Origin of the sequence: Pseudonocardia sp. ICBG1034 (genome assembly GCF_020131375.1) — a bacterium.
In the GTDB taxonomy this organism is placed as follows: Bacteria; Actinomycetota; Actinomycetes; order Mycobacteriales; family Pseudonocardiaceae; genus Pseudonocardia; species Pseudonocardia alni.
Genome location: NZ_JAHLEK010000015.1, coordinates 68,109 through 93,304, shown reverse-complemented (window position 1 = coordinate 93,304; position 25,196 = coordinate 68,109). Strand labels below are relative to the sequence as shown.

Annotated in this window: 23 protein-coding genes; 13 read left to right on the top strand and 10 right to left on the bottom strand. The window is 73.9% G+C overall.

Features of this window, described 5'->3' with window-relative positions:
- Positions 1-159 precede the first annotated feature (159 nt).
- The 6 genes from KPF22_RS01985 to KPF22_RS01960 all read left to right on the top strand — a co-directional run bounded on the left by KPF22_RS01985 (position 160) and on the right by KPF22_RS01960 (position 6,105).
- A complete protein-coding gene (locus KPF22_RS01985) occupies positions 160-1,923 on the top strand; it encodes a protein kinase family protein (protein WP_224401050.1) in 1,764 nt (587 codons plus the stop codon).
- Positions 1,924-2,000: 77 nt separating this feature from the next.
- Complete coding sequence (locus tag KPF22_RS01980; protein ID WP_073573699.1) at positions 2,001-2,513, top strand: sigma-70 family RNA polymerase sigma factor; 513 nt, start codon at positions 2,001-2,003, stop codon at positions 2,511-2,513.
- A complete protein-coding gene (locus KPF22_RS01975; RefSeq protein WP_224401049.1) occupies positions 2,510-3,160 on the top strand; it encodes a hypothetical protein in 651 nt (216 codons plus the stop codon). Before KPF22_RS01980 ends, KPF22_RS01975 begins: the two co-directional genes overlap by 4 nt.
- A gap of 191 nt (positions 3,161-3,351) precedes the next feature.
- On the top strand, positions 3,352-4,365 hold the full coding sequence (gene trxB, locus KPF22_RS01970; protein ID WP_224401048.1) for a thioredoxin-disulfide reductase: 1,014 nt from the start codon (positions 3,352-3,354) through the stop codon (positions 4,363-4,365).
- Positions 4,366-4,415: 50 nt separating this feature from the next.
- Positions 4,416-4,742, top strand: a complete 327-nt coding sequence (gene trxA, locus KPF22_RS01965; protein ID WP_020622767.1) for a thioredoxin — start codon at positions 4,416-4,418, stop codon at positions 4,740-4,742.
- Positions 4,743-4,944: 202 nt separating this feature from the next.
- Positions 4,945-6,105 (top strand): N-acetylmuramoyl-L-alanine amidase, encoded by a 1,161-nt coding sequence (locus KPF22_RS01960; RefSeq protein ID WP_224401047.1) that lies wholly within the window; start codon positions 4,945-4,947, stop codon positions 6,103-6,105.
- Between the two features lie 86 nt (positions 6,106-6,191).
- Here KPF22_RS01960 and KPF22_RS01955 read toward each other — a convergent pair whose 3' ends face one another.
- Positions 6,192-6,881 carry a GNAT family N-acetyltransferase gene (locus KPF22_RS01955; RefSeq protein ID WP_224401046.1) on the bottom strand — a complete coding sequence of 230 codons (690 nt, stop codon included), beginning with the start codon at positions 6,879-6,881 and terminating at the stop codon, positions 6,192-6,194.
- A 274-nt stretch (positions 6,882-7,155) separates the two neighbouring features.
- On the opposite strand from KPF22_RS01955, the gene KPF22_RS01950 reads away from it, so the two are divergent.
- Together KPF22_RS01950 and KPF22_RS01945 are read left to right on the top strand one after the other, a co-directional pair.
- On the top strand, positions 7,156-8,526 hold the full coding sequence (locus KPF22_RS01950; RefSeq protein WP_224401045.1) for a PLP-dependent aminotransferase family protein: 1,371 nt from the start codon (positions 7,156-7,158) through the stop codon (positions 8,524-8,526).
- 89 nt (positions 8,527-8,615) lie between these two features.
- On the top strand, positions 8,616-9,566 hold the full coding sequence (locus KPF22_RS01945; RefSeq protein ID WP_062399020.1) for a D-alanine--D-alanine ligase: 951 nt from the start codon (positions 8,616-8,618) through the stop codon (positions 9,564-9,566).
- Between the two features lie 46 nt (positions 9,567-9,612).
- On the opposite strand, the gene KPF22_RS01940 is transcribed toward KPF22_RS01945, so the two are convergent.
- From KPF22_RS01940 to rpmH, 9 genes are all read right to left on the bottom strand, one after another.
- On the bottom strand, positions 9,613-10,551 hold the full coding sequence (locus KPF22_RS01940; RefSeq protein WP_224401044.1) for a phosphotransferase: 939 nt from the start codon (positions 10,549-10,551) through the stop codon (positions 9,613-9,615).
- A gap of 1,534 nt (positions 10,552-12,085) precedes the next feature.
- Complete coding sequence (locus tag KPF22_RS01930; protein WP_208820465.1) at positions 12,086-13,057, bottom strand: ParB/RepB/Spo0J family partition protein; 972 nt, start codon at positions 13,055-13,057, stop codon at positions 12,086-12,088.
- 1 nt (position 13,058) lies between these two features.
- Positions 13,059-13,952, bottom strand: a complete 894-nt coding sequence (locus KPF22_RS01925) for a ParA family protein (protein ID WP_060713924.1) — start codon at positions 13,950-13,952, stop codon at positions 13,059-13,061.
- Positions 13,953-14,022: 70 nt separating this feature from the next.
- On the bottom strand, positions 14,023-14,697 hold the full coding sequence (gene rsmG, locus KPF22_RS01920) for a 16S rRNA (guanine(527)-N(7))-methyltransferase RsmG (protein WP_062399027.1): 675 nt from the start codon (positions 14,695-14,697) through the stop codon (positions 14,023-14,025).
- A complete protein-coding gene (locus tag KPF22_RS01915) occupies positions 14,694-15,185 on the bottom strand; it encodes a R3H domain-containing nucleic acid-binding protein (protein WP_145983423.1) in 492 nt (163 codons plus the stop codon). The genes rsmG and KPF22_RS01915 overlap by 4 nt, the downstream gene beginning before the upstream one ends.
- A gap of 154 nt (positions 15,186-15,339) precedes the next feature.
- Positions 15,340-16,485, bottom strand: a complete 1,146-nt coding sequence (gene yidC, locus KPF22_RS01910; protein WP_208820463.1) for a membrane protein insertase YidC — start codon at positions 16,483-16,485, stop codon at positions 15,340-15,342.
- Between the two features lie 40 nt (positions 16,486-16,525).
- Positions 16,526-16,891 (bottom strand): membrane protein insertion efficiency factor YidD, encoded by a 366-nt coding sequence (yidD, locus tag KPF22_RS01905; RefSeq protein ID WP_208820461.1) that lies wholly within the window; start codon positions 16,889-16,891, stop codon positions 16,526-16,528.
- Between the two features lie 41 nt (positions 16,892-16,932).
- Positions 16,933-17,319, bottom strand: a complete 387-nt coding sequence (gene rnpA, locus KPF22_RS01900) for a ribonuclease P protein component (RefSeq protein ID WP_208820459.1) — start codon at positions 17,317-17,319, stop codon at positions 16,933-16,935.
- A gap of 27 nt (positions 17,320-17,346) precedes the next feature.
- A complete protein-coding gene (gene rpmH, locus KPF22_RS01895) occupies positions 17,347-17,484 on the bottom strand; it encodes a 50S ribosomal protein L34 (RefSeq protein ID WP_020622600.1) in 138 nt (45 codons plus the stop codon).
- A gap of 507 nt (positions 17,485-17,991) precedes the next feature.
- Between rpmH and dnaA the strand changes: the two genes are divergently transcribed.
- The 5 genes from dnaA (at position 17,992) to KPF22_RS01870 (ending at position 25,011) form a co-directional block, all read left to right on the top strand.
- A complete protein-coding gene (gene dnaA / locus KPF22_RS01890; protein WP_224401043.1) occupies positions 17,992-19,755 on the top strand; it encodes a chromosomal replication initiator protein DnaA in 1,764 nt (587 codons plus the stop codon).
- Positions 19,756-20,797: 1,042 nt separating this feature from the next.
- Positions 20,798-21,952 (top strand): DNA polymerase III subunit beta, encoded by a 1,155-nt coding sequence (dnaN, locus tag KPF22_RS01885; RefSeq protein ID WP_020628488.1) that lies wholly within the window; start codon positions 20,798-20,800, stop codon positions 21,950-21,952.
- A gap of 116 nt (positions 21,953-22,068) precedes the next feature.
- Positions 22,069-23,013, top strand: coding sequence for a phosphogluconate dehydrogenase (NAD(+)-dependent, decarboxylating) (gene gnd / locus KPF22_RS01880; protein ID WP_208820455.1), 945 nt, complete (start codon positions 22,069-22,071; stop codon positions 23,011-23,013).
- A gap of 36 nt (positions 23,014-23,049) precedes the next feature.
- Complete coding sequence (recF, locus tag KPF22_RS01875) at positions 23,050-24,237, top strand: DNA replication/repair protein RecF (protein WP_224401042.1); 1,188 nt, start codon at positions 23,050-23,052, stop codon at positions 24,235-24,237.
- Positions 24,238-24,294: 57 nt separating this feature from the next.
- Positions 24,295-25,011, top strand: a complete 717-nt coding sequence (locus KPF22_RS01870) for a DciA family protein (RefSeq protein WP_307799202.1) — start codon at positions 24,295-24,297, stop codon at positions 25,009-25,011.
- Positions 25,012-25,196: the final 185 nt, after the last annotated feature.

Here is a 25,196-nt window from a genome sequence, read left to right as displayed (position 1 = left end):
TCCGGCGAATCCGGGGGGTCGGGAGGCAAACCGATCGTCCCCCGTCTCCGAAGACAGGGGAGACGGGTCCGGGGGCGTGTTCTCGGCTCGTCCACATCCGACCGGGTGCCGTAGGCTGACGCCGGACACGACACCGAGCGCCAGGGGAGGGCGAGGCCGTTGAGCGGGCAGATCGGCGAGCGCACTGCCCGGACCGGCCCCCACCCCGTCGAGGACGACGCGGCACCCCGTCCGCACCCGTCGCTCGACCCCACCGACGCCGCGGCGACCGCCGACGCGCCCGGGACCGCCGGGGCACCCGCCGACGAGCAGCCGACGGCCGCTGTGCCCGCGGTGCCGGCCCAGGCCCGGCCCACCGAGCGCATCCCGCCCGTCCGCGAGACCGCGGGCACCACCGCGGGCTCGCCGCTCACCGAGCGCTACGTGCTCCGTCAGCGGATCGGGTCCGACCCGGCCGCCGGGGCGGAGTTCTGGCGCGCCGAGGACACCGTGCTGCGCCGCCCGGTCGGCGTCACGCTGCTGCGCAGGCTTCCCGCCGACGACCGTTCCGACGACCCGGAGGGCACCGCCCGCGCCGGCGAGATGATCGTGCGTGCCCTGCGCTCGGGCTGCTTCGAGCACTCCGGCAGCGCCCGGCTGCTCGACGTACTGGCCCCGGGCACGCACGGCCTGCCGGCCGACGTGCTGGGCGCCGCCGTCGCCGAGTGGGTGCCCGGGCGTTCGCTGGCCGAGACCGTGGCCGAGGGCCCGGTCCGCGCGCAGCGGGCCGCCAAGGCCGTCGAGACCCTGTCGGCCGCCGCCACCGAGGCCCACCAGCAGGGCCTGGTGCTCGGCTGCGACCACCCGCAGCGCGTCCGGATCACCCCGGACGGGCGCGCCATGCTCGCCTTCCTGCTCCCGCGCCCGTCGGTGTCCGCCGCCGACGACGTCCGCGGGCTCGGCGGGATCCTCTACTGCCTGCTCACCCGGCGCTGGCCGCTGTCGGTGTCCGACGCCGCCCGCGCCGGGCTCGTCGCCGCCGACCGCACGCCCGCGGGCCGGCTGCGGCCCGCGTCGCAGCTGCGGCCCGGTGTGCCGCTGGAGCTGGACACGCTGTGCAGCGGCGCGCTCGGCCAGGGCGACGGCGTCAGCCGGGTGCACACCGCCGCGGCGATGCACCGGATGCTGGCCGACGTCGTCGCCGAGGACGCCGACCAGGCCTTCTTCCCGCCGGTGCACGACGGCGCGCCCGCCGAGCCCGACGACGTGTGGCAGGACTCCGACCGGCTGCCCGACACCCGCAACGACCCCCGGCGCCGCCGCAACCTGCAGATCGGTCTCGGAGTGCTCGCCGTCGGCGTGCTGATCGTGCTCGGGTACGTCGCCGTGCAGCTGGGCATGCTGTTCGGTGGCGGCGGCGCCCCGCCGGTGGTCGTCCCGCCCGCGGCGAGCGCCCCGGTCCAGCAGCAGGTTCCCGCCCCCGGGGCCCCGGCCGTGTCGTCCGGGACGGGCACCGCGGTGCCGGACGTGTCGGCGACGGTGTTCGACCCGGTCGGCGACGCGGACAACGCCGGCACCGTCGGCAACGTCGTCGACGGCGACCCCTCCACCGTGTGGACGACGAGCCGCTACTTCCAGCCCTTCCCGGCGCTCAAGCCCGGGATCGGCGTGCTGGCCTCGTTCGACGCCGCCGAGCCGCTCACCGGGCTCACCATCGACTCGCCGACCGCGGGCGCGGTCGTGCAGGTCCGCTCGGCCCCGTCGGCCGAGCCGACGCTGGCGGAGACGACGCTGCTCGACACCGTCACCCTGTCCTCGGGACGGACGACGGTCGGCCTCGACCCGGGCCGCCCCACCCAGCACGTGCTCCTGTGGATCACGAACCTCGGGCCGGACAACCAGACCCGGATCGACGACATCGGGTTCCGCCGCACCGCACCCTGAGCCGCCCCGTTCGCGATCGCGACCGACCGGCCCGGCAACGCCCGTGAGCACCCCTCGGCGCTGCCTACCGTGCGCGGGTGACGACCGTCGACCGGATCCCGGACCGGGCCCCGCCCGACCTGGACGAGATGTTCCGCAGGTACGCCGACCGGCTCTGGTCGGTGGCCCTGCGGATGCTCGGCGACCGGACCGAGGCCGAGGACGCGGTGCAGGAGGCGTTCCTGTCCGCGCTCCGCTCGCCCGGCTTCCGCGGTGACGCCGCGACGGGGACGTGGCTGCACCGGATCCTCGTGAACGACTGCGTCGACCGGCTCCGCGCGGCCGGGCGGCGACGGGACCGGCTGCGGGCCCTGGAGACGGTCGTCGCGGCCCGGGACCACGCGGGCGGGCTCGTGGTGCGGCTCGCCGTCTCCGACGCGCTGGCCCTGCTGCCGGTGGACCAGCGGGCCGCGCTGGTGCTCGTGGACGGGCTCGGCTACGGCGTCGCGGAGGCGGCGGAGATGCTGGCGGTGGCGCCGGGGACGGTGAAGAGCCGCCGGGCCCGTGCGCGGGCCCGGCTGGCCCCCGTGCTGCGGGAGGACGAGGGATGAGCAGTTCTCACCAGTTCGACGACAACTCCTCGGAGAACACTCGTCAGAACGACGACAACCCCTGTTCACCTGCTTCGTGTCATCCCGACGAGGAACGGTTCGTCGAGGTCGGGGCGCGGATGGCCCGGGAACTCGGTCCGGTGGCGATGCCGGACGACGTGGCGGCGCGGATGCGGGCGCGGCTCGCCGCGGAGGTGGCGCGAGCGGCTCCCGGACCCGAGCGGGGCGAGGCTCCGGCGGCCGGCGGCCCGCCGCCGGGCCGCCGCACCCCGTGGCGCGCGCTCGCCGTCGCGGCAGCGGCACTCGTCGTCGCCGGGGTCGGGCTCGCCGCCCTCGTGCCCACCGCGCCGGTCGTCGTCCCGGTCGCCGGGGCCGCCCCGGAGGAGCTCCGGTCCGCCGCCGCCGGCGCGGCCGTCCCCGTCGGCGCGCTCGACGACCCCGCCCGGGCCCGCGCCTGCCTCACGGCCGCCGGCGACCCGCGACCGGACGCTCCGTTCCTGACGGCCCGCCCGCACTCCGTCGACGGCCACCCGGCGGTCCTGCTCGTCCTCGGCGGACCGGAGCGGGGCCGCTACCACCTCGTCGCCGTACCGCCGGACTGCGGGCCGGGCACCGCGCGGGTGCTCGCCGAGACCACCATCGGCTGACGGGGCCGGGCACCGGCGCCGCCCGGGTCACGCGGCCCACGTCCGACGGCACCGACGAGCGGGAATGCCCCTGTCTAGGATCGCGTTCGAGCCATACGGCAGCCACGACGCAGGAGCCGGCCACCCGGGCCGGCACCCGCAGGCCCGTCATCGCGCCCGTCGCCCGGGCGCGCCAGGAGGGATCGGTACCGGTGACCACCGACGACACGGTGCACAACCTGATCATCATCGGGTCCGGGCCGGCCGGCTACACCGCTGCGGTGTACGCCGCGCGGGCCCAGCTCGCCCCGCTCGTGTTCGAGGGCAGCCAGTTCGGCGGCGCCCTGATGACCACGACCGAGGTGGAGAACTACCCGGGCTTCACCGAGGGGATCATGGGCCCCGAGCTCATGCAGCAGATGCGGGGCCAGGCGGAGCGCTTCGGCGCCGACCTGCGCCCGCAGGACGTCGACGAGGTGAAGCTCGACGGCGACGTCAAGGAGGTGCGGGTCGGCAAGGAGACCTTCCGGGCCCGCGCCGTGATCCTCGCGATGGGTGCCGCCCCGCGCTACCTGCACGTCCCCGGCGAGCAGAAGCTCCTCGGCCGCGGCGTCAGCTCGTGCGCCACCTGCGACGGCTTCTTCTTCCGGGACCAGAACATCGCCGTCATCGGCGGTGGCGACTCGGCGATGGAGGAGGCCACGTTCCTCACCCGCTTCGCCGAGACCGTCACGGTCATCCACCGCCGCGACGAGTTCCGCGCCTCGAAGATCATGTACGAGCGGGCGCAGAACGACCCGAAGATGCGCTGGCGCACCAACTCCGAGGTCACCGAGGTGACCGGCGAGGGCTCGGTGAAGCAGCTGCAGCTGCGCGACACCGTGACCGGCGAGACCAGCACGCTCGACGTCACCGGCATGTTCGTCGCGATCGGCCACGACCCGCGCAGCGCGCTGGTGGCGGGCCAGGTCGACGTCGACGACGAGGGCTACGTGCAGGTGGACGGACGTACCACCTACACGAACGTCCCGGGCGTCTTCGCCTGTGGCGACCTCGTCGACCACACCTACCGCCAGGCGATCACCGCCGCGGGCTCCGGCTGCTCGGCCGCGATCGACGCCGAGCGCTGGCTGGCCGGCCACGAGGTCGGCTCCGAGATGGCCGGTGGCGGCTACGGCTCGGAGGAGACCGCCCCGGCGGCCGCCGTCGCCGACGCCGCGCACTGACCGCCCCCCGGCACCCGACAGACCCGCATCCGCGACCGAAGGAGAACCCCATGGGCAACAACACCGTCGACGTCACCAGCAGCTCGTTCGACCAGGACGTCCTGAAGAGCGACAAGCCCGTCCTGGTCGACTTCTGGGCCACCTGGTGCGGCCCGTGCAAGATGGTCGCCCCGGTGCTCGACGAGATCGCCGGCGAGAACTCCGAGAAGCTGACCGTCGCCAAGCTCGACATCGACGCCAACCCGGAGGTCGCCCGCGACTACCAGGTCATGTCGGTCCCGACGATGATCCTGTTCTCCGGCGGCAAGCCGGTGAAGCAGATCGTGGGCGCGAAGCCGAAGGCGGCACTGCTCGCCGATCTCGCCGACCACATCTGATCACTGTCCGTGCGCTGCATAGCGCACGGAGATAACGCTGCGTGTCCCGGTTGATCACAACCGGGACACGCGCGTATCCGCCCCGCTGCACTCCTCCGGGGGCGGGGCAGGGCACAATGAGTCCGGCACGCGTCCGGTCACCGGGCGAAACCGACCGATCACGGGCGTCGCACGGCGCCTCACGACTGCGAGCGAGGGGTGCATGCAGCTGCTCCGGCGCGGGGACTGCGGTCCGGCCGTACGCGAGATCCGGACGACGCTGGGACAGCTCGGTCTGCTCCCGGCGGTTCCGCCGGGCTCGCGCGCCCAGGACATGTTCGACGACGGCGTGGACCGCGCCGTCCGCATGTTCCAGCAGGGTCGCGGCCTGATCACCGACGGCATCGTCGGCCCGGACACCGCCCGCGCGCTGCGGGAGGCGGGCTGGAGCCTGGGCGACCGGATGCTGTCGTTCACGCTCTCCACTCCCACCACCGGCGACGACGTCGCCCACCTGCAGGAACGCCTGCTCGAGCTCGGGTACAACCCGGGCCGGCCGAGCGGGTTGTTCGACCAGCAGACCGAGCAGGCCCTGATCCGGTTCCAGCGTGACTACGGCATGACCCCCGACGGGGTCTGCGGCCCGGAGACGCTGCGCGCGCTGCGCCAGCTCGGCCGGAAGGTCACCGGCGGGCGTCCGCACCTCATGCGCGAGCAGGAGCTGCTGCGCCGGGCCGGCCCGCGGATGCGCGGCAAGCGCATCGTCATCGATCCGGGGCACGGCGGGCACGACCGCGGTGTCGACGTCGGCGGCGTCACCGAGGCCGACCTGATGTGGGACCTCGCCCGCCGGGTCGTCGGCCGCATGTCGGCCACCGGCATGGAGGCTCTGCTCTCCCGGCCGGAGAACGGCAACCCGCCGGACACCGAGCGCGCGCAGTTCGCCAACGACGTCGGCGCCGACATGGTCGTGTCGCTGCACACCGACGCGAGCTTCAGCCCGCACGCGCAGGGTCTGGCGACCTACTACTTCGGCAACGGGTCGGGCACCACGTCGAACGTCGGCGAGGCGCTCGCCGGGCTGATCCAGCGCGAGCTGCTCACCCGGACCTCGATGCTCGACTGCCGCAGCCAGACGTGCACCTGGGAGCTCGTGCGACGGACCCGGATGCCGGCCGTCCGCGTCGAGATCGGGTATCTGACCCACCTCGGGGACCGTCGCAAGCTGCTCGACCCGGGCTTCCGTGACGTCGTCGCCGAGGGCATCCTCGTCGCCGTCAAGCGGCTGTACCTGCTCGGGCAGGACGATCAGCCCACCGGCACGTTCACCTTCAACGACGTGCTGGCCCGCGAGTACGCGAGGGACGAGATCCGGGCCGTCTGAGGCCCGTCACGACCCGCAGTGCCCCGCCCGGCCCCCTCACCCGGGGCCGGGCCACCGAGGCCGTCCACGGCGCGCTCAGAGCGCCCTCAGATCGTCCCTGCGGGCGGCACGAACGACAGCTGGCAGGACCCCGCGCGGGCCGGTGTCGCCGTCGGGCGCGGCGCCGCGGTCTGCATCGGGATGGTCACCGTGTTGAACAGCTGTTCGAGCGCGGCCTCGACGTCGGACTTCCATTCCAGCCCCGAGCGCAGCTCCATCCGCAGCCGCGGCCAGCGGTGGTGCGGGCGGACGGTCTTGAAACCGACCGAGCGGAGGAAGTCCGCCGGGACGACGCAGTCGGACTCGGTGCCGGGACGCGCGTCGCCGAACGCCTCCACGGCCTTCACCCCGCGCCGGGTCAGGTCCTTCACGACGGCCTGGGCGAGCGCCCGGCCCAGTCCCTCGCCGGCGAACTCCGGGGCCACCTGCATCGTGGTCAGCAGGACGGCGTCGGCGCTGACCGGTCCGGTCGGCATCTCGGTGGCACGGGGGACCGAGGCCGGCGGCGCGAACAGCACGTACCCCGCGGGGGCACCGCCGACGTAGACGACCCGGCCGCAGGAGCCCCACTCGAGGAGCACCTCCGACAGCCAGGCCTCCTTCTCCAGGTCGGTCGTGCCGTACCCCTCGGCCTGGTCGGCGAGCTGGGGTGAGAGCTCCCAGTAGACGCAGTTGCGACACCGCTTCGGCAGATCGCCGAGGTTGTCGAGGTTGAGCGCGGCAACGTGCCAGGACACGGAATCCGACCTCCGGATGTCGTCGTCGCGCGATGCACGCGCTGCTGCGCGGCCCGCCCCGTCCGGGGCGTGGTCCCGGCCCCGGCGCCGGAGCAGCCGTCCCCCTTGGCCACCCCCCGGGTCCGGTGACCCCGCGCAGCCCGAGACTAGGTGGATTCTCGCGATCCCGTCACCCCGAGAAGGCCCACCGGTACGAACGTCACGACGAAGGGCGGGCCGATCACCCGTCGCGGTTACACTCGGCGAGCCTTTTCCCCTCGCAGAGGAGCACGCGATGACCCTGCCCGACCGCCCGCAGCAGCCCGACGTCCGCCGTTCCGCGGCCGCGGCGGCCGCGCAGGCAGCGGCGGCAGGGGAGGGGGCCGTGGTCCCGCTCGCCCCCACCGAGCGCTTCGCGACCCGCACCGCCGGGATGACGGCGTCGGAGATCCGGGCGCTGTTCGCCGTCGCGAGCCGTCCCGAGGTCGTCTCGCTGGCCGGTGGCATGCCGAACCTGGCGGCGCTGCCGCTGCAGTCCCTCGCCCGTGAGGTGGCCGAGCTCGTCGACGTGGACGGCATGTCCGCGCTGCAGTACGGCTCCGCCCAGGGTGTCCCACAGCTGCGGGAGCAGATCTGTGAGGTCATGCGGGAGGAGGGCATCGAGGCCGACCCGAACGACGTCGTCGTCACCGTCGGCTCGCAGATGGCCCTCGACCTGCTGACCCGGATCTTCGTCGACCCGGGCGACGTCGTCCTGGCCGAGGGACCGTCCTACGTCGGCGCGCTGGGCAGCTTCGCCGCCTACCAGGCGCGGGTCGTGCACGTCGCGATGGACGAGCACGGACTGGTCCCGGAGCTGCTGCACGAGGCGCTGGAGTCGCTGGCGCGGCAGGGGATCGTCCCGAAGTTCCTGTACACGATCCCGAACTTCCACAACCCGGCCGGCGTGACGCTGGCGCACGAGCGGCGCCCGCGGATCCTGGAGCTGTGCCGCCGCTACGGCGTGATGGTCGTCGAGGACAACCCCTACGGGATGCTCGGCTTCGACGGCGAGGTGCACCCGGCGCTGCGCTCCTACGACCCGGACGTGCTGTACCTGGGGTCGTTCTCGAAGACGTTCGCGTCCGGGCTCCGGGTGGGCTGGGCGCTGGTACCGCCGCTGGTGCGGGACCGGCTGGTGCTGGCCGCGGAGTCGGCGACGCTGTGCCCGCCGTCGTTCACGCAGATGCTGGTGTCGCGCTACCTGTCGCACCACGACTGGCGCAGCCAGATCAAGACGTTCAGCGAGAACTACCGCGAGCGCCGCGACGCGATGCTCGCCGCGCTGGAGACGTACCTGCCCGAGGGCTGCACCTGGAACGTCCCCGACGGCGGGTTCTTCGTGTGGCTGACCGTGCCGGAGGGCGTCGACACGAAGGCGATGCTGCCCCGTGCGGTCACCGCGCGGGTCGCGTACGCGTCCGGTACCGGCTTCTACGCCGACGGGTTCGGCAGCCGGCAGCTGCGGCTGTCGTTCTGCTTCCCGACGCCCGAGCGCATCACCGAGGGCGTGCGGCGGCTGGCGGCGGTGCTGGAGGCCGAGATGGAGGTCGTGCGGACGTTCGGGACACCGGTCCGCCCCGAGCTGACCCGGGGCACCCAGAGCCCGTCGCCGGACACGACCTGACGCCGTCCGACGACGGCGATGTTTCACGTGGAACGCCCCGGACCGGCTCCCGGTCCGGGGCGTTCCCGTTCATGGCGCAGAATGCCCGCGTGAGCGATCGAACGGTGGCCGTGCTGGCCGGAGGCCTGTCCCACGAGCGTGAGGTGTCCCTGCGATCCGGTCGTCGACTGGCGGGTGCGCTGCGCGCGAACGGTGTCGACGTCCGCGAGTGGGACGTCGACGCGCGCCTGTTGGAGCGGCTGTCGACCGACCGGCCGGACGCGGTCGCCGTCGCGCTGCACGGCGGCGAGGGGGAGAACGGCGCCGTGCAGCAGGTGCTGGAGCTGCTGGGCATCCCGTTCGTCGGGACCCCGTCCGGGGCGTGCCGGCGGGCGTGGGACAAGCCGAGCGTGAAGACCGAGCTCGTCCGCGCCGGTCTATCGACGCCGGACTGGGTCGCGCTGCCGCACTCGACCTTCCGTGAGCTGGGAGCGCAGGGCGTGCTCGGTGCGATCGTCGAGCGCCTGGGGCTGCCGCTGGTGCTGAAGCCGGACCAGGGCGGCTCGGCGCTCGGTGTGCAGGTGGTCCGGAACGCGGCGGACCTGCCGGCCGCGATGGTCAGCTGCTTCGCCTACGCCGAGACGGTGCTCGTCGAGCGGTTCGTCGCCGGGACCGAGGTCGCGGTGTCGGTCGTCCACGACGGCGAGGAGCCCCGCGCGCTGCCGCCGGTGGAGGTGGAGGTGCCGTCCGGGTTCTACGACTACACGTCCCGCTACACACCCGGTGCGGCCACGTTCCACTGCCCGGCGCGGCTGCCGTCGGACGTGCTGGACGCGCTGGCCGACACCGCCCTGGCCGCACACCGGCTGCTGGGGATGCGCGACGTGTCGCGCACCGACGCGATCGTCGACGCCGACGGTCACGTGCACGTCCTGGAGATGAACGTGTCGCCGGGCCTGACCGACACCTCGCTGCTCCCGACCGCGGTGGCCGCGGACGGTTCCGACCTCGCGACGGTCTACCTGGCGCTCGTCGAGCGCGCGGCGGCCCGGCAGGGCTGAGCGGTGTTCCACATGGAACCACAGCGGTGTGGTTCCACGTGAAACATCAGCCGAGCACGCCGCCGCAGGGTTCGGAGGCCCGCCACAGTTCCAGGAGCGGGCTCATCCCGTCCCCGAGACCCGGCTGCTGCGGGACCATCGCGAAGCAGGCGACGAGCTGCACCAGCCGGGCCGCCTCGCAGAGGGCGAGCAGCTCGGCGTCGACGGGACGGTCGGCCGCCCGCTCGTAGGCGGCGACGACCTCCGGGCCGGCGAAGGTCAGGTCCCACTCGACCGGTCCGACGCAGACGTGCTCGAGGTCGGCGTCGTACGAACCGCCCGGGGTCCGCAGGACGTTGTACGCCGGCGAGTCCCCGTGCACCGGCTGTGGGCGCGTGCCGGGGAACCGGTCGGCGCAGCCCGCCTCGTCGCCGAGCACCGGGAGGATCGTCGCCCACTCCCGCAGCGCGCGGTCGCGGTCGGTGGGGGAGACGTGGGTGGTGTCGTGCCGCAGCGCGTCGAGCATCGCCGTGACGGAGTCGTCGAGTGGGTGCATCCAGTCCAGCTCGACCGGACACGGTCGTAGCGCGGTGTGCAGCCGGGCGAGCGTCGCGCCGCTCGCACCGGCGTCGGGCGGGCCGTCCGGGACGACGGTCAGGCGCTCCCAGAAGGTGAGGGACAGGTCCCCGGCGGCGACGGGTCGCTCCGGGTGTGCGGGCCGGACCACGGGGTGTCCGGCGTCCGACAGCCACCGGCAGACCGCGATCTCGCGCCGCTGCTGCTCCGCCTGTCCCGCCGGATCGAGGCCGGGCGGGAGGACGGTGGGGACACGCACCACGACCGGCTCCGGCTCCAGTGCGACGACGACCGAGAACAGGTCGTGCAGGACGCGGGGTGTGCCGGGGCGGTAGCCGTGGTCCCGCGCGGCGGACACCGCGGTGTCGACGGCGCGGTCGGTGCGAGCGGCGAGCTCGGCGTCGGTGAGCACCGGGTCATCCTGGGGCATCGGGGTGTTCCACGTGAAACACACGCACGCGACGCCGGGCGGATCGGTCGGGCGGGCGGGGTCGGAGCCGCTCGGTGTGCGCCCGAGTCTGCTGCAGTGGGTCGCCCCGCCCTACTGCGTCGGCCGGTCCGATCCCACCCTGCCCCGTCCGATCCCGCACCGTCCGGCCCGATCCCGCCCTGCCCCGTTCCGTCTGCCCGTTCCGTCTGGCCCGATCCCGCCCTACCCGATCCCGCCCTACCCGATCCCGCCCTGCCCGATCCCGCCCTGCCCGATCCCGCCCTGCCCGATCCCGCCCTGCCCGATCCCGCACCGTCCGATCCCGCACCGTCCGATCCCGCACCGTCCGATCCCGCACCGTCCGATCCCGCACCGTCCGGTCCACGCGCGGTTCCGCGTCCGGAACCGTGCCGACGGGCCGAGCACTGCCGCGCCGAGCACTCGTAGGCCCCCGCGCGCTCCCGGGCCGGGCACTCCCGAGTGAGCACTCCCGGGCCGGGCGCCGGCGGTCCGGGCATCGGTGGACCCGGGGCCTGCGGGCCGGACGTGGTGACCGGCTTCCACGCCGCAGCACGCGCGGTCGTCCCGGATGCCGGCCGCAGCCCACCGGGTCGGCTCATGCGGGCCGGCCGCCCCCGACACGGACGCCGGACGGCGACACCGGCCGGGCTCCACGGGAAATGCCGAGGTGCGGCCATCCCACCGGTGCGTCCGGCTGCCACCTCGGACGGACGAGCCCCCTGCGCTGCGGAGGCGCACGGATCGGCGTCGCCCGCACCCGGTACGCGGCGACGAGCTCCTCCGTCCCGCCGGGCGACGAGGTCCGCACCGCCCAGGCCGCCCTCGGCGGGACGAGACCTCGCCCCGGTCGCCGGGCCCGTGCGGCGCGTACGGGATAGCGACGCGGCAGGTCCCGCAGCGTGGGCGGACCACCCCGGGGCTGCGGCGTCCGCGGGCCACCCGCTCACGAGATCGAGCCCGACGCGCTACCGGAGGCTGTCACGGCCTCCGTCGATGTTCCACGTGAAACATCGCCGCCGCCCCGCCGCGGACCCGATCACATGCCGTACCGAGACCGCCGGAGAGCGCCGCGGACCCCAGCCGCGCACGAACCACGCAACCCCGGGACGGACGCCCCGTCCCGCTCACCGACCGAGCCCGGCACTCCGTACGACCGTCGCCCGGGACCCACCACGAGCCGGACCACGCATGACCACCATCGATGCGTCGAGTTCAGACATACGTACGACTGATCGGGCGGGTTCCGGGCGGTGCACACCTCGGCGACCAACGACAAGCCGGGAAAAGCGACTAATCGGGCACGTCCAGCGGCTCAGCGGTCCCACACGACTCCTGAGACCCACCCCGGCCTCGCCATCAACCCAGCACCCGTCGGACGTCCCAGAGGCCGTCTCAGGGCGCCCTCAGAAGCCGTCCAGCGCCCCACACCACGCCGCCACCCCGGTTGCCCGGACAGACCGACGGCCGCCGTCCACGGGGACAACGGCCGTCGGGGAAGGGGAGTGGTGTCCGGTCAGTCGCGCTCGCTGATCCCCATCAGCCCGGTGATCCGGTCGAGGTCCTCCACCGATCCGAACTCGACGACGATGCGGCCCTTGCGCTGACCCATCTCGACCTTCACCCGGGTGTCGAACATGTCGGCCAGCCGGTCGGCGCGCTCGACGAACTCCGGGCGCTGATCGCCGCGGCGGCGGACCCGGCGTTCCTGCGGAGGTCCCGCGTGCCGTGCCAGCACGACGGCCTCCTCGGTCGCGCGGACGGACATGCCCTCCGCGACGATGCGGGTGGCGAGATCCTCCTGCTGCCCGGCGTCCTCGAGACCGAGCAGGGCGCGTGCGTGCCCGGCCGACAGCACGCCGGCGGCGACCCGGCGCTGCACCGACACCGGCAGCTTCAGCAGCCGGATCATGTTCGTGACGACGGGCCGGCTGCGGCCGAGCCGGTCGGCGAGCTCGGAGTGCGTGACGCCGAACTCGGCGAGCAGCTGCTCGTAGGCGGCCGCCTCCTCGAGGGGGTTGAGCTGGACGCGGTGGATGTTCTCCAGGAGCGCGTCGCGGAGCATCACGTCGTCGGCGGTGTGCCGGACGATCGCGGGCAGCGTCTCCAGCCCGGCGCGCTGGGCCGCGCGCCACCGGCGCTCGCCCATGATCAGCTCGTAGTCGACACCGGCCCGGCGGACCACGATCGGCTGCAGCAGCCCGAACTCGCGGATCGAGTGCTCCAGCTCGGCGAGCTGGTCGTCGTCGAACTGGGTCCGCGGCTGCTTGGGGTTGGGCACGATCCGCCGCAGCGGGATCTCGCGGTACTCCGCGCCGCCGTCGACGACCGGTGTCTCGGGGTCGTGGTCGTCGCGCCGGACGGCCGGAGCCGGGCGGTGCAGAGGTGCGCCGGGTCCGTTGTTCCCGGGCCGGTCACCGGACTCCGACGGGCCGGTGGGGATGAGCGCGGCGAGACCGCGGCCCAGTCCACCCTTGCGCTCGGCCATCTCAGCGACCGTCCGGGCGGTAGGCGCCGCTCGCCCCGTGCTCGGCGATCTCCCGGGCCGCGTCGATGTAGCTCATCGCGCCGCGGGAGCCGGGGTCGTAGGCGAGCACGGTCTGGCTGTAGCCGGGGGCCTCGGAGACCTTCACGCTGCGCGGGATGACCGTGCGCAGCGCCGTCGGGCCGAAGTGCTGGCGGACCTCGGAGGTGACCTGGTCGGCGAGCTTGGTGCGGCCGTCGTACATGGTCAGCAGGATGGTCGACACGTGCAGCGAGGTGTTCAGGTGCGACCGGACGAGGTCGATGTTGGACAGCAGCTGCCCGAGGCCCTCCAGCGCGTAGTACTCGCACTGGATCGGGATGAGCACCTCGGACGCCGCGACGAGCGCGTTGACCGTCAGCAGCCCCAGCGACGGCGGGCAGTCGATGAGCACGTAGTCGACGTCGAGCCGGGACAGCGTCTCGTCGTTCAGCGCCTGGGCCAGCCGGGACTCCCGGGCGACCATGCTGACGAGCTCGATCTCGGCGCCGGCCAGGTCGATCGTGGCGGGCAGGCAGAGCAGGTTCGGCGACGCGGTGCTGACCGCGACGGCCTCCTCGAGGGGGATCTCGCCGAGCATCACCTCGTACACCGACGGTGTGCCGGTGCGGTGCTCGACGCCGAGCGCGGTGGAGGCGTTGCCCTGCGGGTCGAGGTCGATCACCAGCACCCGGATGCCGTGCAGGGCCAGGCCCGCGGCGAGGTTGACCGTGCTGGTCGTCTTCCCGACTCCGCCCTTCTGGTTCGCGACGCCCATGATGCGGCGCGCGGCCGGGCGGGGCATGCCGTGCCGGTCGGGGTGCAGGACGCGTGCGGCCCGCTCGGCCTCGTCCGCGATGGGGGTCCATCCGGCACTCATGCGCGACCCTCGCTTCCTGGACGGTTCGTGCCCGGTCGGTGTTTCACGTGAAACGGCGCTCCGGCACCCATCATCGCCGTTCCTTCCTCCGGTTGCGGCGGGGCGCGCCGGTCCGCGGGATCTCGACCACCGTGGTCAGCGGATCGACCACACCGGCTCCGGTCTCGTGGATCCGGGGCTCGCCCCCTCCGAGCGCACGGACCGCCGCGGCGTCGCGGGCGATCTCGTCCGGGGCGGAGGCCCCCTTCAGCACCAGCATCGCACCCCCCTGCCGCAGCAGGGGCAGGCAGATGCCCGCGAGCCGGGCCAGCGGTCCGACGGCCCGGGCGGTGACGACGTCGGCCCCCTCCCATCGTCGCAGAACGGGCTTCTCCTCGGCACGCCCCCGTTCGACGACGATGTCCAGGCCGAGGTCGCCCAGCACCTCGTCCAGCCACTCCACCCGGCGGGCCAGTGGCTCGATCAGCACGATCCGCAGGTCGGGCCGGGCCAGGGCGAGCGGGATCCCGGGGAGCCCGGCGCCGGAGCCGACGTCGGCGACCCGGGCGTCGGCGGGCACGACCTCGCCGAGGACCGCGCAGTTCAGCACGTGCCGGTCCCACAGCCGGTCCCGCTCGCGCGGGCCGATCAGCCCGCGCTCGATCCCGGAGGTCGCGAGATGCTCGACGTAGCGGACGGCCAGCCCGGTCCGGTCGCCGAAGACCTTCTCCGCGACCTCCGGGGTCGGGATGGGGGAGGTGGTCACTTCTTGTGGACCACGACCTGGCGACGCGGCTCCTCGCCCTCGCTCTCGGAGACGACGCCCTTCACGGTGGCGACGGCGTCGTGCACGACCTTGCGCTCGAACGGCGTCATCGGGCGCAGCCGCGCGGACTCGCCGCTGGCCTTGACCTCCTGGGCGGTCTCCAGGCCGAGCTCGGTGAGCTCGTCGCGGCGGTGCCGCCGCCAACCCGCGATGTCGAGCATCAGCCGGCTGCGGCTGCCCAGCTGCTGCTGGACGGCCAGGCGGGCCAGCTCCTGCAAGCTCTCCAGCACCGAGCCCTTGTCGCCGACGAGCTTCTGCAGGTCGGCGTCGTCCTCGGCGCCCTCGATGCTGACGATGGCGCGGCCGCCCTCGACGTCGAGGTCGATGTCGCCGTCGTAGTCCAGGATGTCCAGCAGGCGCTCCAGGTAGTCACCTGCGACGTCGCCCTCCTGGATCAGCAGGCTCTCGCCGGACGGCTTGTCCTGCACGTCCGGACCCTCGGCGGGCTCCTTGGCGGTGGTGGGCACGCGCAACTCCTCTCGTCAACGGTTCGCGGTCCGTCGCGCCCGGGCCCGCGCGGCGGTGGGGTCCGCCGGGGCCGGCGGGGGCGCCGGGGTCTGTCGGGGTGGTGCGGTGGGACGGTCAGCGACGCTTGCCGCGCCGGGCCTTCGCCCCCGGACGCTTCTGCACCGGCTTCGCCCCGGGCTTCTTCTGGCCGTTGCCGTTACCGGAACCGTTGCCGTTCCCGTTGCGGGCCGTGCCGTTGCGCTGCCCGTCGGGGGTCGCGCCGGTGCCGGCGGAGGCACCGTCGGACCCGGTGGCACGGGCCTCGGACGCCGCCTCGGCAGCCTCCTCCTCGGCCGGCTGGATCGGCTCGTCGGCGATCTCACGGACGTCCTCGGCGGAGCCGCGGCGGACGTCGCGGAGCGGCTTCTGGCCGGGGCGCGGGGCGCGGGCCTTGGCGGACTCGGTGGCCTTCTCGGCCTTGTCCGACTCCTCGGCGTCGATCTTGCGGTAGACGACGTACTGCTGGCCGAGGGTCCACAGGTTGTTGGCGACCCAGTAGAAGAGGACCGCGAGCGGCAGGAACGGCGCACCGACGACGACGCCGATCGGGAACACGTAGAGCATCAGCTTCTGCATGATCTCGGCCTGCGGGTTCGCCGCGACGGTGCCGGCGGCGATCTGCGCCTGCTGGCGGGCGACCGAGTGGCGCGCGGTGATGTGGGTGAAGATGCCGGCCGCGATCATCAGCGGGATCATCACGATCCACTGCGAGACCAGGTTGCCGCCGAGCGCCTCGACCGAGGCGGTGTTCTGCAGCGGGAAGATCGCCGAGCCCAGCTTCGCGCCGAACAGGCTCGAGTCGACGAACGAGGCGTTCTCGGCCGCGTTGAAGACGTAGTTCTCGGTCTTGCCCGGCTTGAACTCGCGCAGCACGTGGAACAGACCGATGAACACCGGGATCTGCACCAGGATCGGCAGGCAGCCCATGAGCGGGTTGGCGCCGTTCTGCTGCTGGAGCTTCTGCATCTCCGTGGCGAGCTTCTGGCGGTCGTTCGCGTACTTCTTCCGGAGCTTCTGCATCTCCGGGGCCATCTCCTGCATCTTGCGCATGGAGCGGACCTGCACGACGAACGGCTTGTAGAGGATGACGCGCAGCGTGAAGACGAGGAAGACGACCGACAGCGCCCAGGCGAACCCGTTGTCGTCGCCCAGGACGAAGCCGAAGACCTTGTGCCAGACCCACATGATCCAGCTGACGGGGTAGTAGATGAAGTCCAGCACTGCTGCGTTGCTCCTCGTGGTCTCGGGCGGGGCCCGCGGGTCAGCGGTCCGTACCGCGTGAGAGGCCTTCGGTCCGGGGCGGGTCGGTGGACGTCTGCTCCGGCCCGGGATCGGGTTCGGTGCCGCTGGGCGGGACCCCGTCGCTGCGCCGCCGGCGCGGCGGCACCGGATCCCACCCGCCAGGGTGCCACGGGGCACACTTCAGCAACCGCCACACGGTGAGGCCGAGACCGCGCACGAAGCCGTGCTCACGGAACGCCTCGACCGAGTACGCGCTGCAGCTCGGGTGGAACCGGCAGCTCGGCATCAGGTTCGGGGAGATCCACACCTGGTACCAGCGCACCGCGGCCATCGCGGCCCGCGCGCCGACACCGGGCCGTGCGCGGGGGAGCTCTCCGTCGTCCATCGGAGCCTCCTCACCCGTCGGGGCCGCGTCGTGTGCCGTGCTCATCGCGGGCCGTCCGCGGCCGGGCGCGGACGGCGCGGCCGCTGCGCCGCGCGCAGTGCGGAGTCGAGGTCGGCCGCCAGCTCGGCGGACGAGGCGTCACCGGCGGGCGGCAACGCACGGACGACGAGTGCCGCGCCGGCGGGCAGCGCCGTCAGCCGGTCCGCAACCAGGTGGCGCAGCCGCCGGGAGACCCGGTGCCGGACCACGGCGTTGCCGACGGCCTTGCTCACGACGAAACCCGCCCTCGGCGAGGCGTGCTCGGGCACACCGCCGGGGCGGGTCAGGTCGAGATGCACCACCAGCCTCGACCGGCCGGCACGTCGTCCGCGCCTGATCGTCGAGGCGAACTCGGGCCGGCGGGTGAGCCGGGCGTGTGCCGGCAGCACGGCGCGGGCCGGTGGGGGCGCCGGCCGTCAGGCCGAGAGGTTGCCGCGCCCCTTGCGACGGCGCGCGGCGAGGATCGCGCGGCCGGCGCGGGTGCGCATGCGCAGCCGGAAGCCGTGCGTCTTGGCCCGGCGGCGGTTGTTCGGCTGGAAAGTACGCTTGCTCACGGTCGGCTCCTGGTCGGCGGTTCGCAGGCGTCCTGCGACGCCGAGATGTCTACGGTCACTGGCTCGGGTTCGCGGGCCACCGGCCACACGACGCTCCACAACAGCAGATGCGGGGAGCCGCGTTCGACGGGCGCGACACGCCCATCCGACCAGGTGTCCGGTCGTCAAGGGTACGCAGCGCGTTTCGAGGGGGTCAAACCGCCCCCACCGGGCGCCGCGACCCCGCCGGACGGCCGCCACGACGGCTGCTGCTAGCGTCGCCGACCCCGCCCGGGACCGGCGCGGGAGTAACGACCGCCCGCACCCCGACCGAGACCTCCACACGACCGACGGCCGGCGCCCCGATGCGCACCGGCCGGAGCCTGCTGCGTACCTTTACGCACAAGTGTGGACAACTCTGGGGATACATCGCCCCCGAGGCCGAGTCCTCGTGTCCGGACGGCTCATCGCCAGTGCTCCGGGGGGAGCAGACCGCCGACGGCGGTCGATCGGGAGGGGGAAACGCGGATGACCGACCAGCCGGGCGATCTCGGCGCGGTCTGGAACCGGGTCATCGCCGATCTCTCCGGCGCGTCGGCCGAGTCCGGCACACCCGCCCTCTCCCCGCAGCAGCGCGCGTTCCTGCGCCTGACCCGTCCCCTCGGCCTGCTCGACGGCACCGCACTGCTCGCCGCGCCGAGCGAGTTCGCGAAGGACGCCATCGAGCGGATCCTGCGCAGGCCGATCAGCGACGCCCTCGGCCGCCACCTCGGTGTGGCGGTCAACCTCGCCGTCGTCGTCGACGCCTCCGCGGCGTCCGGCGGCACCGAGGTCCCCGACCCGCCCGGGTTCGGCATGCACCGCGGCGTCACCGCGGGGGACAGCGTCCGCGACACCGGCACCGGTGACCGGGTCGGCGACGACCCGGCCGCGTCGGCCGACGGGGACCACGGCGTTCGTCCCGCACACGACCGCCCCGCGCGCGAGCACGCCCCCGCCGACGGCGCCGGTCCGGACACCGGGCCGCAGGCGGGCGTCGACGGCGGGTTCGGCAACGGCTTCGCCGGCGAGGCCCGCCGGGACGACGGCGGCCCCTCCGGCACCGACCGCGGCTGGTCGGCCGAGCCGGCGCCGTCGTCGTCCGGGGGGTGGGCGCCGCAGCCCACCGGGCGCCCGGAGCCGGGCTCGCGCGAGGGCCAGACCTCGTGGCCGGCCTACACCGCGCCGCAGGCGGGCGACCCGGTCGCGCCGCGGTCGCAGACCCGGCTCAACGAGCGCTACACCTTCGACACCTTCGTCATCGGTGCCTCGAACCGGTTCAGCCACGCCGCCGCGGTCGCGGTGGCCGAGGCGCCGGCGCGGGCGTACAACCCGCTGTTCATCTGGGGCGAGTCCGGGCTGGGCAAGACCCACCTGCTGCACGCAGTCGGGCACTACGCCCAGCGGCTGTTCCCCGGGATGCGGGTCCGGTACGTCAGTACCGAGGAGTTCACGAACGACTTCATCAACTCCCTGCGCGACGACCGCAAGGTCGCCTTCCAGCGCCGCTACCGGGACGTCGACGTGCTGCTGGTCGACGACATCCAGTTCCTGGAGGGCAAGGAGGGGACGCAGGAGGAGTTCTTCCACACCTTCAACACCCTCCACAACGCGAACAAGCAGATCGTCGTCTCCTCCGACCGGCCGCCCAAGCGCCTCGAGACCCTCGAGGACAGGATGCGCACGCGGTTCGAGTGGGGCCTCATCACCGACATCCAGCCGCCCGAGCTGGAGACGCGGATCGCGATCCTGCGGAAGAAGGCCGCGCAGGACCGGCTCGCCGTCCCCGGTGAGGTCCTGGAGTTCATCGCGGAGCGGATCGAGCGCAACATCCGCGAGCTCGAGGGCGCCCTGATCCGGGTCACGGCGTTCGCGTCGCTGAACCGGCAGGCCGTCGACACCCAGCTCGCCGAGATCGTGCTGCGCGACCTGATCCCGGACTCCGCCGCCTCGGAGATCACCGCGCCGACGATCATGGCGGTCACCGCCGAGTTCTTCGGCCTCACGCTCGACGAGCTGTCCGGGCCCGGCAAGACGAAGGCGCTCGCCCAGGCCCGCCAGATCGCCATGTACCTGTGCCGCGAGCTGACCGACCTGTCGCTGCCGCGCATCGGGCAGACCTTCGGCGGCCGGGACCACACGACCGTCATGCACGCCGACAAGAAGATCCGCAACGAGATCTCGCTCCGGCGGAAGACCTTCGAACAGGTGCAGGAGCTGACCGCGCGGATCAAGCTGCGCGCCCGGCACTGACCTTCTCCGGTGGCCCGCCCGAGGCGGGTTGTCCACCGGTCGCACCGCTTCTCCACAGCCCGGCCGGCCCCACTGTGACCAGGCAGGACGCGTTCCCGGCGGTCACCGCGCGCACCGGGACCGATCCGGCGCAACCCACAGGGGCCACGGCCCCCAGATCGCCGCTGCGGCGCGTTGCGGGCGGTCCCCGGGTGATCGGCACCCCCACGACCGCGGACGACCGGGACACCGGGACCGTCCGGCGTGGTACCGATCGGGGACGGCGTGGCGTCACCCGCGTGTCGGTCCCACCACTCCCGTTCGTCGTCCAGTAGTGGGCACTCGGCGCTTCACCACTCGTCCCGGTGATCGCTTGCGCTCACCCGCCGGTCACGCTCCGTCGACATTCCTGTGACGGGTGGGACGTCTGTGGGTTCATCGCGCAACGCGGGAGTGCCGAACGGTCTGTGCCCGCCATCACCCTGGGTCCACGATCCACCACGTTTCCACCCACATCTGGGGACAACTCTGTGGATGGATCGTCGCAGCCCGGTGGACGGATCGCCCGGGATCCGTGGACAACTCTGTGGTGAACCCGGGATGAACCGGGGACGGATGAGGGTCGACGCCGTCGGTCCACCGCTCCACGGACCTGTCAACGGGTGCCCCCACCGCCGCATCCCCAGCCGACGCGGCCTGCTGACCAGCGGGGATGCGCTCCATCCACACTGTGCACAGGACTTAGTACTACGACGGTTTGTCTCTCTCTATCTCTTCTTCCCAAGAACACCTGTGTGGACCGACCCCCGGACGGGGGTCACGGACGGGGACACCGAACGGGCACCGGGGTGGCGTGGAAACTGTCGGGGCGAGGCTCTACCGTGAGCGTCCCGGCGAACCCCGGCTTCCGATCCCGTTCCGGCCACTCCGCTCCGCAGCCCCTCCGGGCCACGGCGCCGGCCGGACCCGGAGGACGAACCGGTCCGCCGCCGCACCGCCGTCCCGTCGACGACCCGGCCCCGCGCCGTGGTCCGAGCCGGGCGCTACCGGGGAAGGTCTCCAGATGAAGTTCCGGGTCGAACGCGACGTCCTCGCGGACGCGGCCGCCTGGGTGGCGCGCAGCCTCCCGGCTCGTCCGCCGGTGCCCGTGCTCGGCGGGGTCCTCATCCAGTCCGACGGCGAGTCCGGCGAGAAGCTGACCGTCTCCGGCTTCGACTACGAGACCTCGGCGCGCGTCGAGCTCGACGCGACGGTGGGGGAGCCGGGCCGCACGCTCGTCTCCGGTCGGCTGCTGGCCGACATCACCCGCGCGCTCCCGTCCAAGCCGGTCGACCTGACCGTCGACGGCTCCCGCGCCACGATCAACTGCGGCAACTCCCGGTTCAGCCTCCCGACGATGCCGGTCGAGGACTACCCGCAGCTGCCCGACATGCCGCAGCGCGCCGGGTCGGTCGCCGCCGACGCGCTCGCCGCCGCCGTCGCCCAGGTCGCCGTCGCGTCCGGGCGGGACGACACTCTGCCGATGCTGACCGGTATCCGGCTCGAGATCGAGGGCTCGCAGCTGACGCTCGCGGCCACCGACCGGTTCCGGCTCGCCGTCCGCGAGCTCGAGTGGTCCCCGGAGGACGCCTCGATCTCGACCGCGGTGCTGATCCCGGCCAAGACCCTGGCCGAGGTCGCCAAGACCCTCGCCGGGTCCGGCACCGTGGAGATCGCGCTGTCGGCCGGGGACGGGATGCTCGGGCTCACCGGTGGCGGCCGCCGCTCCACCAGCCGGCTGCTCGACGCCGAGTTCCCCCGCTTCCGCCAGCTGATCCCGGCCGAGCACACCACCGCGGTCGAGCTCGACGTGGCGCTGCTGGTCGAGGCGATCAAGCGCGTCTCGCTCGTCGCGGACCGGGTCGCCCAGATCCGGATGGAGTTCGGCGAGGACGGGCTGCGCCTGGCCGCCGGCGGCGACGACGTCGGGTCCGCCGAGGAGGAGCTGCCCTGCGCGCTCGACGGCAGCCCGCTGACGATCGCGTTCAACCCGGGCTACCTGCTCGACGCCCTCGGCGCGCTGCACACCGACCGCGCCCAGCTGACGTTCACCACGCCGAACCGGCCCGCGCTGGTCCGCCCGGTGCCCAAGCCCGCCACCGACGACGCCGGCGAGGCGCCGTCGCCGGAGAAGTCCGGCTACCTGCATCTGCTGATGCCGGTGCGGCTGCCCGGCTGACCCCCCGCCGGGCGGGTGTCCCGGCGAGGGGGAAGACTCGTCCGCGGTGTGATCGACGAGGGCCACCGGTGCCCTGCGGGCATGCCGGCGGCACGGACGCGAAGGGGGCCACTGCCGTGCAGATCGGCATGATCGGACTCGGCCGCATGGGCGGCAACATGCGGGAGCGGCTGCGGGCCGCCGGGCACGAGGTGGTCGGCTACGACCCCCGCCCGGAGGTCAGCGACGTGGCCTCGCTCGCGGAGCTCGCGGGCGCACTGGCCGCGCCGCGCGTCGTGTGGGTCATGGTGCCCTCCGGCGAGCCGACCCGGAACACGGTCGCCACGCTGGCGACCACGCTGGATCCCGGTGACCTGGTCATCGACGGCGGCAACTCCCGCTACACCGACGACCAGCCCAACGCCGCGCTGCTCGACGCGCACGGCATCGGCTACGTCGACTGCGGCGTCTCCGGCGGGATCTGGGGCAAGGACAACGGCTACGGCCTGATGGCGGGCGGCGAGCCCGAGCACATCGAGCGCGCCATGCCGATCTTCGACGCGCTGCGTCCCGAGGGCGTGCGCGAGGAGGGGTTCGCGCACGCCGGGCCGGTGGGCGCGGGCCACTTCGCGAAGATGGTCCACAACGGCATCGAGTACGGCCTCATGCAGGCCTACGCCGAGGGCTTCGAGCTGATGGAGGCCAGCGAGCTGATCACCGACGTGCCCGGGGTGATCCAGGCCTGGTCGCGCGGCACCGTCGTCCGTTCCTGGCTGCTCGACCTGCTGGTCGACGCGCTGAAGGAGGACCCCCGTCTCGACCAGCTCGAGGGCTGGGTGGACGACTCCGGCGAGGGCCGCTGGACGATCGAGGAGGCCATCGCGCACGCGGTGCCGCTGCCGGTCATCTCCGCGGCGCTGTTCGCCCGGTTCTCCTCCCGGCAGGCCGAGTCGCCCGCGATGAAGGCCGTCGCCGCGCTGCGCCAGCAGTTCGGTGGGCACGCGGTGAAGAAGTCCGGGCCGGCCGGTGCCCCGGGCGACAAGGCGGGACCGTCGTCCGGCGGCGGTTCGACGCAGCAGTGACCCGGCGCCGAGCCGGACGGGAAGGGTGACCAGGCGGTGTACCTCAGGCGGTTCTCGGTCACCGACTTCCGGTCCTGGCCGGAGGCCGAGCTGGAGCTCGACCCCGGCGTGACCGTGCTGGTCGGGTCCAACGGCGTCGGCAAGACCAACCTGGTCGAGGGGATCGGCTACCTCGCCACCCTCGGCTCGCACCGGGTCTCCTCCGACGCGCCGCTGATCCGGCGCGGGGCCGAGCAGGCCGTCGTCCGCGGCGAGGTGCACCACCACGGCCGGAAGCTCGGCGTCGAGCTGGAGATCAACAACGGCAAGCAGAACCGGGCGCGGGTCAATCGCTCACCGGTCTCGCGGCCGCGCGACGTCCTGGGGATCCTGCGCAGCGTGCTGTTCGCGCCGGAGGACCTGGCGCTGGTGCGGGGCGACCCGTCGGAGCGCCGGCGTTTCCTCGACGAGCTGCTCGTCGCGCGGTTCCCGCGCTACGCCGGCGTCCGCGCCGACTACGACAAGGTCCTGCGCCAGCGCTCGGCCCTGCTGAAGTCCGCGAAGCCGGCACTGCGCGGGGCCCGTGGCCGGTCCCGGGCGCCGGTGGCCGCGGACCCGGAGCTGCCCGACGACCTGGCGACGCTGGAGGTCTGGGACGGGCATCTCGCCCGTACCGGCGCGGCGCTGCTGGCCGGGCGGCGCGAGCTCGTCGTCGCGCTGGCGCCCTACGCCCGCGAGGCGTTCGCGGCGATCGCGCCGTCGTCGGACCCGATCGGCCTGGACTACCGGTCCAGCCTCGGGACGGCGGGGGTCGCGGAGCTGCCGTCGTCGACCGGGGACCTGGAGTCGCTGCTGCTGGACCGGCTGGCCGAGGTGCGGTCCCAGGAGGTCGAACGCGGGGTCTGCCTGGTCGGCCCGCACCGCGACGAGCTGGACCTCGCCCTGGGCGAGGGACCGGCGAAGGGCTACGCCAGCCACGGCGAGTCCTGGGCGTTCGCGCTGGCGCTGCGGCTGGCGTCCTACCGCCTGCTGCACGCCGACGACGTCGAGCCGGTCCTCGTGCTGGACGACGTCTTCGCCGAGCTGGACTCGGCCCGCCGCCGCGCGCTGGCCGGCCTGGTGGCCGACGCGGAGCAGGTCCTGGTGACCGCCGCGGTGGCCGAGGACGTGCCCGCGGAGCTCGACGGGGTCCGGTTCGCCGTCGGCGACCGGAAGGTGAGCCGCGACGGCGAGGTGCCCGCGTGATCGCCCCGGCAGGTCTCGAACGTGTCACGGCATTCTGGGGACAAGGCTGTGGATACTGTGGATAACTCGGGAGCACCGGGGGACGGACGCCGTTCCGGAACCGGAAACCGGAGGACAGGACGCCGGGGACCGGGCACCGAGGGCGCCGCGCCTGGGGACGGACGCGACACCGGTCCCGGTCACGACGCGGTCACGGGCGGGGACGTCCCGGGCGGCGGTGTCCCGGGGGAGCAGGGAGACCTGCTCGCCGGCGACCGCGCGAACCTGCGCGGGGCCGACCTCGCGCGCGAGGCGCTGCGCGCTGCCCGCGAGGCGTCGGCCCGCAAGGCCGAGGAGCGGGCGCAGGCCGACCGGCCCAAGCTGCGCGTGGTCTCCGGGCGGGGGCGTCGTCGTCGCTGGTCGGGGGCGGGGCCCGACGACCGGGACCCGCAGCCGTTCGGACGTCTGGTGTCGCGGGTGTCGGTGGACCGCGGCTGGTCGAACCGGCTGACCGACGCGACCGTCCTCGGCCGGTGGCCGCAGCTGGTCGGGCCGGACGTCGCCGACCACTGCACACCGGTCTCGCTGCGCGACGGCGAGCTGACCCTGCAGGCCGAGTCCACGGCGTGGGCCACCCAGCTGCGGACCCTGCAGCGTCAGCTGCTGACCCGGCTCGCCGCCGCGGTCGGGCCGGACGTCGTGCGCCGGATCCGGGTCGTCGGGCCGAGCGGGCCGAGCTGGCGGCACGGTCCGCGGCACGTCCGCGGCCGCGGCCCCCGCGACACCTACGGCTGATCCGCGCCCTGCCGCCCGCTCCGCCCGGTCACCGCCCCGGCGTGCTCCCAGGGGAACTCTCGTAGCGCTCTGAGCCACGAAAGTTCCCCTGGGAGCATCGGGCAGGGGAGTGGGTGCCGCCGAACGGGTGGTGGGCGCCGGGGTGCACGTGTAGGCGCGTCACGTCGCCCCGGGGGCCGCGGAGG

Coding starts and splice junctions, on each gene's coding strand:
- dnaA (WP_224401043.1), top strand. CDS start 17,992: ATGACCGACCAGCCGGGCGATCTCGGCGCGGTCTGGAACCGGGTCATC.
- dnaN (WP_020628488.1), top strand. CDS start 20,798: ATGAAGTTCCGGGTCGAACGCGACGTCCTCGCGGACGCGGCCGCCTGG.
- KPF22_RS01930 (WP_208820465.1), bottom strand. CDS start 13,057: ATGGCCGAGCGCAAGGGTGGACTGGGCCGCGGTCTCGCCGCGCTCATC.
- KPF22_RS01950 (WP_224401045.1), top strand. CDS start 7,156: ATGACCCTGCCCGACCGCCCGCAGCAGCCCGACGTCCGCCGTTCCGCG.
- yidD (WP_208820461.1), bottom strand. CDS start 16,891: ATGGACGACGGAGAGCTCCCCCGCGCACGGCCCGGTGTCGGCGCGCGG.
- trxA (WP_020622767.1), top strand. CDS start 4,416: ATGGGCAACAACACCGTCGACGTCACCAGCAGCTCGTTCGACCAGGAC.
- KPF22_RS01960 (WP_224401047.1), top strand. CDS start 4,945: ATGCAGCTGCTCCGGCGCGGGGACTGCGGTCCGGCCGTACGCGAGATC.
- KPF22_RS01940 (WP_224401044.1), bottom strand. CDS start 10,551: ATGCCCCAGGATGACCCGGTGCTCACCGACGCCGAGCTCGCCGCTCGC.
- KPF22_RS01925 (WP_060713924.1), bottom strand. CDS start 13,952: ATGAGTGCCGGATGGACCCCCATCGCGGACGAGGCCGAGCGGGCCGCA.
- KPF22_RS01975 (WP_224401049.1), top strand. CDS start 2,510: ATGAGCAGTTCTCACCAGTTCGACGACAACTCCTCGGAGAACACTCGT.